This is a genomic window from Aeromonas sp. R7-5 (genome assembly GCF_040908015.1).
In the GTDB taxonomy this organism is placed as follows: Bacteria; Pseudomonadota; Gammaproteobacteria; order Enterobacterales; family Aeromonadaceae; genus Aeromonas; species Aeromonas caviae.
The window spans coordinates 759,171-768,587 of record NZ_JBFOCZ010000033.1; the positions used below are offsets into that span (position 1 = coordinate 759,171).

General features: G+C 61.6%; 9 protein-coding genes and 1 tRNA gene. 6 read left to right on the forward strand and 4 right to left on the reverse strand.

Features of this window, described 5'->3' with window-relative positions; translation table 11 throughout:
* Nucleotides 1-27: 27 nt before the first annotated feature.
* The 5 genes from oppB (at nt 28) to AB5Y53_RS18975 (ending at nt 5,295) form a co-directional block, all read left to right on the forward strand.
* Entirely contained in the window at nt 28-948 is a 921-nt protein-coding gene (gene oppB / locus AB5Y53_RS18955; RefSeq protein WP_010674330.1) for an oligopeptide ABC transporter permease OppB, read from the forward strand.
* Between the two features lie 14 nt (nt 949-962).
* The gene (oppC, locus tag AB5Y53_RS18960; RefSeq protein WP_010674331.1) at nt 963-1,874 is read left to right on the forward strand and encodes an oligopeptide ABC transporter permease OppC; all 912 of its coding nucleotides are present in this window, start codon (nt 963-965) and stop codon (nt 1,872-1,874) included.
* 108 nt (nt 1,875-1,982) lie between these two features.
* Nucleotides 1,983-2,963 (forward strand): ABC transporter ATP-binding protein, encoded by a 981-nt coding sequence (locus AB5Y53_RS18965; RefSeq protein ID WP_039038983.1) that lies wholly within the window; start codon nt 1,983-1,985, stop codon nt 2,961-2,963.
* The gene (gene oppF / locus AB5Y53_RS18970) at nt 2,964-3,959 is read left to right on the forward strand and encodes a murein tripeptide/oligopeptide ABC transporter ATP binding protein OppF (protein ID WP_039038982.1); all 996 of its coding nucleotides are present in this window, start codon (nt 2,964-2,966) and stop codon (nt 3,957-3,959) included.
* Between the two features lie 391 nt (nt 3,960-4,350).
* Nucleotides 4,351-5,295: a TerC family protein gene (locus tag AB5Y53_RS18975; RefSeq protein WP_368182878.1), complete on the forward strand. Its 945-nt coding sequence runs from the start codon at nt 4,351-4,353 to the stop codon at nt 5,293-5,295.
* A gap of 54 nt (nt 5,296-5,349) precedes the next feature.
* On the opposite strand, the gene alr is transcribed toward AB5Y53_RS18975, so the two are convergent.
* Nucleotides 5,350-6,576 carry an alanine racemase gene (gene alr, locus AB5Y53_RS18980; protein ID WP_109422472.1) on the reverse strand — a complete coding sequence of 409 codons (1,227 nt, stop codon included), beginning with the start codon at nt 6,574-6,576 and terminating at the stop codon, nt 5,350-5,352.
* Between the two features lie 179 nt (nt 6,577-6,755).
* On the opposite strand from alr, the gene AB5Y53_RS18985 reads away from it, so the two are divergent.
* A complete protein-coding gene (locus AB5Y53_RS18985) occupies nt 6,756-7,202 on the forward strand; it encodes an isoprenylcysteine carboxylmethyltransferase family protein (protein ID WP_368182880.1) in 447 nt (148 codons plus the stop codon).
* A gap of 70 nt (nt 7,203-7,272) precedes the next feature.
* Here the strand turns inward: AB5Y53_RS18985 and AB5Y53_RS18990 are convergent, their stop codons facing one another.
* The 3 genes from AB5Y53_RS18990 to AB5Y53_RS19000 all read right to left on the reverse strand — a co-directional run bounded on the left by AB5Y53_RS18990 (nt 7,273) and on the right by AB5Y53_RS19000 (nt 9,409).
* Nucleotides 7,273-8,532 (reverse strand): dicarboxylate/amino acid:cation symporter, encoded by a 1,260-nt coding sequence (locus AB5Y53_RS18990; RefSeq protein ID WP_045525467.1) that lies wholly within the window; start codon nt 8,530-8,532, stop codon nt 7,273-7,275.
* A gap of 203 nt (nt 8,533-8,735) precedes the next feature.
* Nucleotides 8,736-9,212, reverse strand: a complete 477-nt coding sequence (locus AB5Y53_RS18995) for a hypothetical protein (protein WP_041212844.1) — start codon at nt 9,210-9,212, stop codon at nt 8,736-8,738.
* A 120-nt stretch (nt 9,213-9,332) separates the two neighbouring features.
* Nucleotides 9,333-9,409: transfer RNA gene (locus AB5Y53_RS19000), tRNA-Pro, on the reverse strand.
* Between the last annotated feature and the right edge of the window lie 8 nt (nt 9,410-9,417).

The following is a 9,417-nucleotide window of genomic DNA, read 5'->3' on the forward strand; positions in this document are numbered from 1 at the left end:
GGAAGCAGTACAGGACAGGAAATGTCTATGTTGAAATTCATCCTTAAACGTCTACTGGAAGCGATCCCGACTCTGCTGGTCTTGATCACCGTCTCCTTCTTCATGATGCGCTTCGCCCCGGGTAACCCCTTCACCAGCGAACGCGCCCTGCCGCCGGAAGTCCTGGCCAACATCGAAGCCAAATATGGCCTGGACAAGCCCATCGGCATGCAATACCTCACTTACCTCGGCAACCTAGTCCAGGGGGATCTGGGGCCCTCCTTCAAATACAAGGACTTCACCGTCAATGATCTGGTGAGCCAGGCCCTGCCTGTCTCCGCCAAGATAGGCTCGGTCGCCTTCCTGCTGGCAGTGACCCTGGGGGTCACCTTCGGGACCATTGCGGCCCTGAAACAGAACACCCTCATCGACTACCTGTTGATGTCGTCGGCCATGGCCGGGGTGGTGATCCCCGGCTTCGTGCTGGCACCGCTGCTGGTGCTCTTCTTCAGTATCTATCTGGGCTGGTTCCCGGCGGGGGGCTGGCAGGGGGGCGGCGCCCAGTTCATGGTACTGCCGGTGTTCGGCATGATGATGTACTACATCTCGGCCATCTCCCGCATCATGCGCGGCAGCATGATCGAGACCATGAACTCCAACTTCATCCGTACCGCCCGCGCCAAGGGGCTGCCCCTGCGTCACATCATCCTCAAGCACGCGCTGCGCCCGGCCATGCTGCCGGTGGTCTCCTATCTGGGACCGGCCTTCGTGGGCATCATCACCGGCTCCGTGGTCATCGAGACCATCTTCGGCCTGCCGGGGATCGGCCAGCTGTTCGTCAACGGTGCCCTCAACCGTGATTACTCCATGGTGCTCGGTCTGACCATTCTGGTCGGCGCCCTCACCATCACCTTTAACGCCGTGGTCGATATTCTCTATGCCGTCATCGATCCCAAGATCCGTTACTAAGCCGGGAGTACATCATGGTAGTCACAACTGAAAAGCGCGAAGCCGTCGAGGCGTTCGCCCAGAAAGTGGAAGTGGTGGAAGGACGCTCCCTGTGGAAGGATGCCCGTCGCCGTTTCCTGCGCAACAAGGCGGCCCTGACCAGCCTCATCATCCTGACCATCATCGGTCTGGCGGTGATCGTGGGGCCCCACCTGTCCCAGTACACGTTCGATGACCCGGACTGGGGGGCCATGCAGAGTGCCCCGGACATGGAGACCGGCCACTGGTTCGGCACCGACAGCCTGGGGCGCGACCTGTTCGTGCGTACCCTGCTCGGCGGACGCATCTCCCTGATGGTCGGCATCATGGGGGCCCTGGTGGCCGTCATCATCGGTACCCTCTACGGCGCCGCGTCCGGCTTCATCGGCGGCCGGGTCGACAGCCTGATGATGCGCGTGCTTGAGATCCTCAACGCCTTCCCCTTCATGTTCTTCGTGATCATGCTGGTGACCTTCTTCGGTCGCAACCTGGCCCTCATTTTCCTCGCCATCGGGGCGGTGAGCTGGCTCGACATGGCGCGGATCGTGCGCGGCCAGACCCTGAGTCTCAAGAGCAAGGAGTTCATCGAGGCGGCCCACGTCTGCGGCGTCTCCAAGTGGAAGATCATCACCCGTCATATCGTGCCCAACGTGCTCGGCATAGTGGCGGTTTACGCCACCCTGCTGGTGCCGGGGATGATCATGTTCGAATCCTTCCTGAGCTTCCTGGGTCTGGGCGTGCAAGAGCCCATGACCAGCTGGGGCGCCCTGCTGGATGAAGGCTCCAAGTCGATGGAAGTGGCCATCTGGCAACTCCTGTTCCCCGCCGGTTTCATGGTGGTGACCCTGTTCTGCTTCAACTTCCTCGGGGATGGTCTGCGTGATGCCCTGGATCCCAAGGATCGCTGATACCCAGGGACCGGCAAGACGCCAAGGGGCCATCAGACCCGTTCAGGGAACGCACCGCGTTCACCACGGGCAGGCCCCCATCACGACAGCGCGATAAGGAGTACTGAGATGAAATTACTGGATGTGAAAGATCTGCGGGTCGAGTTCAAGACCCCGGACGGCAATGTGGTGGCCGTCAACGACCTCAACTTTTCTCTTTCTGCCGGCGAAACCCTGGGGATCGTCGGGGAGTCAGGCTCAGGCAAGTCCCAGACTGCCTTTGCCATCATGGGGCTGCTGGCCAAGAATGGCGTCATCACCGGCTCGGCCAAATTTCAGGGGGACGAGATCCTGAATCTGCCGGAGCACAAGCTCAACAAGATCCGCTCCGAGAAGATCGCCATGATCTTCCAGGACCCCATGACGTCGCTCAACCCCTACATGAAGGTCAAGGATCAGCTGATGGAAGTGCTGATGCTGCACAAGGGGATGACCAAGGCTGCCGCCTTCGAGGAGTCGGTGCGCATGCTGGATGCGGTGAAGATCCCCGAGTCGCGCAAGCGAATGAACATGTACCCCCACGAGTTCTCCGGCGGCATGCGCCAGCGGGTGATGATCGCCATGGCGCTCCTGTGCCGGCCGCAGCTGCTCATCGCCGACGAGCCGACCACGGCGCTGGACGTGACGGTACAGGCCCAGATCATGACCCTGATGAACGAGCTCAAGCGCGAGTTCAACACCGCCATCATCATGATCACCCACGATCTTGGCGTCGTGGCCGGCATCTGCGACAAGGTGCTGGTGATGTACGCAGGCCGGACCATGGAGTACGGCCGGGTCAACGATATCTTCTATCGCCCGAGCCACCCCTATACCGAAGGCTTGCTGCGCGCCATTCCCCGCCTCGACACCGAAGGGGAAGAGCTGCCCACCATTCCGGGCAATCCGCCCAACCTGCTGCGTTTGCCCACCGGCTGTCCCTTCCAGGAGCGCTGCCACCGGGTGAGCGAGATTTGTGGCCAGCAATCGCCGATCCTGACGCCGTTCAACGACGGCCGGGAGCGGGCGTGCCACTGGGTATCGGATGCCATGATCAAGGGAGTGAACTAAATGGGTACTGACAAGAAACTGCTGCTGGAAGTGTCCGACCTCAAGGTTCACTTCCATATCAAGAGTGACAAGGCCTGGCCCTGGGCCAAGCCCTCCGCCCTGAAGGCGGTGGACGGGGTGACCCTGCGCCTCTACGAAGGAGAGACCCTGGGCGTAGTGGGGGAGTCCGGTTGCGGCAAATCCACCTTCGCCCGTGCCCTCATCGGCCTGGTACCGGCCACCGACGGCAAGGTGGTGTGGCTTGGGCAGGACTTGACCAAACTCGAGCAGAACGCCCTGCGGGAGAAGCGCAAGGAGATCCAGATGATCTTCCAGGACCCGCTGGCCTCCCTGAACCCCCGCATGACCATAGGGGACATCATCGCCGAGCCCCTCATCACCTTCTACCCGACCCTGGCAAGGGAAGAGGTGAAGGAGAAGGTGCGCGCCATGATGACCAAGGTGGGTCTGTTGCCGAACCTGGTGAACCGTTACCCCCATGAGTTCTCCGGCGGCCAGTGCCAGCGCATCGGCATCGCCCGGGCGCTCATCCTCGAGCCCAAGATGATCATCTGTGACGAGCCGGTCTCGGCGCTGGATGTCTCCATCCAGGCTCAGGTGGTGAACCTGCTCAAATCCCTGCAAAAGGAGATGGGGCTCTCCCTCATCTTCATCGCCCACGACCTCTCCGTGGTCAAACACATCTCCGATCGGGTGCTGGTGATGTACCTGGGCAACGCGGTGGAGCTGGGGACCGGCAAGGAGATCTTCGCCAATCCCCTGCACCCCTATACCAAGGCGCTGATGTCGGCGGTCCCCATCCCGGATCCGGATCTGGAGCGCAGCAAGGTCATCCAGATCCTGGAAGGGGACTTGCCATCCCCCATGAATCCGCCCTCCGGCTGCGTGTTCCGCACCCGCTGCCCGGTGGCAGGCCCGGAGTGCGCCAAGACCCGGCCCCAGCTCGAGGGCAACTTCGACCACGCGGTTTCCTGTCTCAAGGTGGATCCGCTCTGAGAACCTGTTAACGATCTTGCTGCGAGGCCGTGATCAAGGCTCATGCGCTGCTCTTTACCTTGTTGACGACCTCTCGCGACAGCTCATAAACAGGTTCTAAGGAGAACCGTATCGAGAAGGGCGCGTGCTGGCGCCCTTTTTATTGCATGGGGGATAAGATGCCTCTTGGCGCCAGCGGTTGTCGCTGCTACTATCCGCCGCACAAGGGGAGTAACTTCTCGCCGGTTTGTCGTCATTACGGTGCACCCATATCCTGCAGTGCACCCGGCAGCCGGGCAGTCGATGTCAATCGGCTGTAAGTGAGACCTTGCCGAGAGGCAAGGTGTATCTGCTCCAAACGCGAACCCACTGCCTCCCGGCCGTGGGTTTTGTCGTTTTGGGAGAAGTGAAAATGGGTGAATGGTGGATGTGGACCGGTTTCTTCAGCATAGTGCTGGTCCTGTTGTGGATTGATATCCGCTTTGTCGGTGGCGGCAAGGCGCACAAGGTGTCGCTGAAAGAGGCGGGCATCTGGTCTCTCATCTGGGTCAGCGTGGCGCTCCTGTTCAACCTGGCCATCTGGCTCTGGCTGGATCACAGTGCCGGGCGCGAAATCGCGAACCAGAAGGGGCTGGAGTTTCTCACCGGCTACCTCATCGAAAAGGCACTGGCGGTGGACAACGTCTTCGTCTGGCTGATGCTGTTCGGCTACTTCGCCATCCCGGCGGAGCTGCAGCGCCGGGTCCTGCTCTACGGGGTGCTGGGGGCCATCGTGATGCGCGCCGGCATGGTGTTCGCGGGCAGCTGGCTCATCGAGCAGTTCCACTGGATCCTCTACCTGTTCGGGGCCTTCCTGCTGCTGACCGGTGCCAAGATGCTGTGGGCGGCCGACAAGGAGCCGGATCTCGAGAACAATGCCCTGCTCGGCTGGATGCGTCGTCGCTTCAAGGTGACCGAGACGCTGGAGGGAGAGAAGTTCTTCGTCTGGCGTGACGGTGTGCGCTACGCGACCCCGCTGCTGCTCATCCTGGTGCTGGTGGAGGTGAGCGACCTCATCTTCGCGGTGGACAGTATTCCGGCCATCTTCGCGGTGACCACGGATCCCTTCATCGTGCTCACCTCCAACATCTTCGCCATCATGGGGCTGCGCGCCATGTACTTCTTGCTGGCCGGGGTGGCCGATCGCTTCGCCCTGCTCAAATACGGCCTGGCGCTGATCCTGATGTTCATCGGGGTCAAGATGTTGCTGCTCGATATCTTCAAGATACCGACCGGCATCGCCCTTGGCGTGGTGGCGCTGATCCTGCTGGTCTCCATGGGGCTGAGTCTGCTGATGACCCGCAAAAAGGCGGCGTGAACGGTGCAGTAAAAAGGGCTCCTTCGGGAGCCCTTTTTCATGCCAGCAATTTGCTTAGCGCTTGATCTTCTTGGGGTTGGTGTAGCCCCAGACGGTGTACATGTCCGCCAAGAGGGCACCGTTGTACTCCTCCAGATCAGATTGTTTCACTTCGGCATCACCCTGGCGTCCGAACAGGACCACCTCGTCACCGGGTTTGATCCCCTTGATGTCGGTGACGTCCACCATGGTGGTGTTCATGGAGGTCTTGCCCACGACGGGGGCCTTCTGGCCATGGATCAGCACATAGGCCTTGTTGCTCATGGCGCGGCGGTAGCCGTCGGAGTAGCCCATCGGCAGGTTGGCAAGCCAGGAGTCGCGCTTGAGGGTGAAGGTGCGGTCATAGCCGACGGTGTTGCCCGCCGGGTAGTGGTTGACGGAGGCGACCTGGGTCTTGAACGCCATCACCTTCTTGTACTCGGTGTAGGAGGGAATGGTGTCGCCATAGATGATGCCGCCCGGGCGCACCATGTCAAAGTAGGCTTCCGGCACTTCCAGGGTGGCGAAGGAGTTGGCGGCGTGGATGGTGAGCTTGCTGCGATCCAGCTTGCCGGCGTCGATCAGCCACTGGTAGTCCAGCTTGAACTGGGCCAGCCCCAGCTTGACGTCCTCTTTCTCCTCCACCGGGAAGTGGGTCATGATGCCGACCGGGGTGATCCCCTTGAGCTTGAGCATGGCCAGGGCATCGGCCTTGGCATCGTCCTGGCGCAGATCGATGCCGTTGCGGCTCATGCCGGCGGAGTTCAGGCCGATGTGCACCGGGATGTTGGTGTGATGGCGCTGGGCGATGTCGGCGATCCCCTTGGCGCTCTCCAGGCTGCCGATGAGCTCTTCCAGCTTGTAGGGCAGGGCCTGCTCCACTTCATCCGGGGTGGCGGCACGCACCCGCATCAGGCGACCTTCGAAGCCCTTCTCGCGGGCCACGCGGGCCTCTTCGTTGCTGGCGATGCCGATGCAGGGGATGCCTGCCTTGACCACCGAGGGGACCAGCAGGTCGATGCCGTGACCGTAGGCGTCCGCCTTCATGATGGCGCAGATCTGCGGGCCCTTGTCACCGAGGCGATTCTTCAGGGTCTGGATGTTGTGCTCGAAGGCACCGAGATCCACTTCCAGCCAGGCGTTGGCGGCGGTCTGTTCCTGACCGTTGCGGTGGTCGTCGGCGAGCGGCAGATAGGGGGCGGCGACCGCCTGGCCGGCCAGCAGGCCAAAGATCAGGGTCGCGAGCAGTGTTTTCTTGTGCATGGGGCAAGTCCTTTCTTATTGTCTTGAGTTGAGGCTGGGCTCATCGCTGAGGCGAGCTGCGGCAGGGCTGGTCATGGCATGTTGCTATGCTAATGATATATTTCACTTTTTATCCAGATGCCGACTCTGGGAGTGTATCTCAACGGCGTCAATCGTGGCACGTGTTGCAGGAAGAAAATATGAAGCTGACGTTGCGGATTCCACCGCTGCTGCTGTTCGTCGTCATCGTGCTCGCCATGTGGCTGGGGCGGGGCGAGGGGAGGGCAGCGCCCCTGTGGCTGGTGCTGGTCGCCACGCTGTGGCTGGCGGGAGCCCTGCTGGGAGGCGGTGCGCTTCTGCATTTCTGGCAGCAGCGCACCACCGTGAACCCCCAGCGGCTGGAGAGCAGCCGGGTGCTGGTGACTCGGGGCGTCTATCGCATCAGCCGCAATCCCATGTACCTGGGGCTGCTCTGCTGGACCCTGGCGCTGGCGTGCTATCTAGGAGGCATGGCAGTGTGGCTCGGGCCACTGCTGCTCTGGGGCTGGCTTACCCGCTTCCAGATCCTGGCAGAGGAGCAGGCGCTGCGGCGGCAATTCGGCGATGCCTATGACGACTACTGCCGTCAGGTCAGGCGCTGGTGTTGAGGCGCGGCGTGCCCATCAGGCATATGACAACGGCCCGCAGAGGCGGGCCGTTGTCATGGGGGTCAGGGGATCACGCCTTGGCGGTGTCCACCTCGCCGAGGGGGGCGGTCTCCCCCAGGCTGTCTTCGCTCTTGGCCACCACGCTCGCGGCGATGGCGTTGCCCAGCACGTTGGTGGCGGAGCGCCCCATGTCGAGGAAGTGGTCGATACCGAGCAGCAGCAGGATGCCCGCTTCCGGGATGTGGAACTGGTTGAGGGTGGCGGCAATCACCACCAGGGAGGCGCGAGGCACCCCGGCCATTCCCTTGGAAGTAACCATCAGCAGCAGCAGCATGGTGATCTGCTGGGCCGTGGAGAGCTCGATGCCATAGGCCTGGGCGATGAACATCACCGCGAAGGTGCAGTACATCATGGAGCCGTCCAGGTTGAAGGAGTAGCCCATGGGGAGCACGAAGCTGGCGATGCGCTTGTCACAGCCAAATTTCTCCAGCCTGTCCAGGGTCTTGGGGTAGGCAGCCTCGGAGCTGGCGGTGGAGAAGGCCAGCAGGATGGGCTCGCGGATGAGGGCGAGCAGGGTCAGGATGCGGCGGCGGATGAAGAGGCTGCCCATGGCGATGAGCAGCAGCCAGAGGCAGCCGAGCGCCAGATAGAACTGGGCCATGAAGGTGCCATAGGTGGCGAGGATGCCGAGCCCCTCCTTGGCGACCATGGCGGCGATGGCGCCAAACACCGCGAACGGGGCGAAGTTCATCACGTAGCCGGTCACCTTGAGCATGATCTCGGCGCCGCTGGCCATCAGCTTGACCACGGGCTTGGCGTCGTCCCCCAGGGCGGCGGCGGCCAGCCCGAAGAAGAGGGAGAAGACCACGATCTGCAGGATCTCGTTGGTGGCCATCGCCTCGACCACGCTTTTCGGGATGGCGTGGGTCACGAAATCCTTGAGGGAGATGGCGGTGGCAACCACGCCGGAGCTGGTGCCGTCATCGGGCAGGGAGAGGGAGAGCCCCACCCCAGGTTGCATCAGGTGGACCATGACCAGCCCCAGGGTCAGGGACATCAAGGAGGCGAGCATGAACCAACCCAGGGTCTTGACGCCGATGCGGCCCACGGTGCGGGTGTCACCCATCTTGGCGATACCGACCACGAGCGTGGTGAACACCAGGGGGGCGATGATCATCTTGATGAGGCGCAGGAAGATGTCGGTCAGCAGGGTGATGTCATCGGCAAAGCCTGCGGCCTGTGCGGGCGCGAGCAGGCGATAACCCTGCCCGGTCACGATGCCAAGCAACATCGCAATGAGGATGGCAACGGTCAACTTGTTCATTTTCATGGGGGAGTTCCGGTTTCGATAGGTGCAATGCCTGTGCAGGCGGCGAGGGGCCGCCTCAGTCCTTTTTTGTGATCCGGGCGGTGGAATCCAGACAGCCGGTGTGCTGGAGCATGCCTAATCGCGAAGGGGAAATCCAGTGACTTGTTTCGGAGTTTTGCGCTGTTGTTAGCTGCATTTGATATGTATCTTGTGATTTATTTGTATTAATCGCTGTTTATTTTAATTTTTGCGAGATAAACGGCTTCCATGCTCTGTGCGTCCCGGGGGCTGGCCTCCAGGGTGAAGACGAGCAGGGCCGAGGTGCGATGTTCCACCTGCATGTCGTCCATGAAGGTGTCTGGCTCGTACTCGTCGAACCCGAATTGGGGGCGGGTCGGGGTGACCCTGACGGCATCCCGCGACAGGGTCAGCGTCTCGACCCGAATCCAGGGGTATCCCTTTGCCAGTGCCACCTCACCGGCCCGCTTGAGCACGTATTTGCGCGCCGTTTCCCTGTCCACCAGATCGTTGCCCACAAACTCCAGTTGCCAGCGGGCCGGGCCAAGCTGGGTCTGTGAAAAACCGGTCTGGCCATTCCAGAACGATTTTTCACTGTCATAGGCGGTGGCGCAGCCCGCGAGCTGGCCGACCAGCAGGGCGCTGAGGGCAAGGGTGCAGAAAGTACGAAGGGAAGGCAACATGATGCGGGCCGCTTGGCAAAGGGGGTTTTACTACAGCATAAAGGGGTTGGAGAGACAATCGCGGTGGAAGACCATAAAAGAAAAGGCCTTGTCGTCTGACAAGGCCTTTCTCGGGGAATTTGGTCGGTGTGAGAGGATTCGAACCTCCGACCCTCTACACCCCATGCAGATGCGCTACCTGGCTGCGCTACACACCGACGGAGTC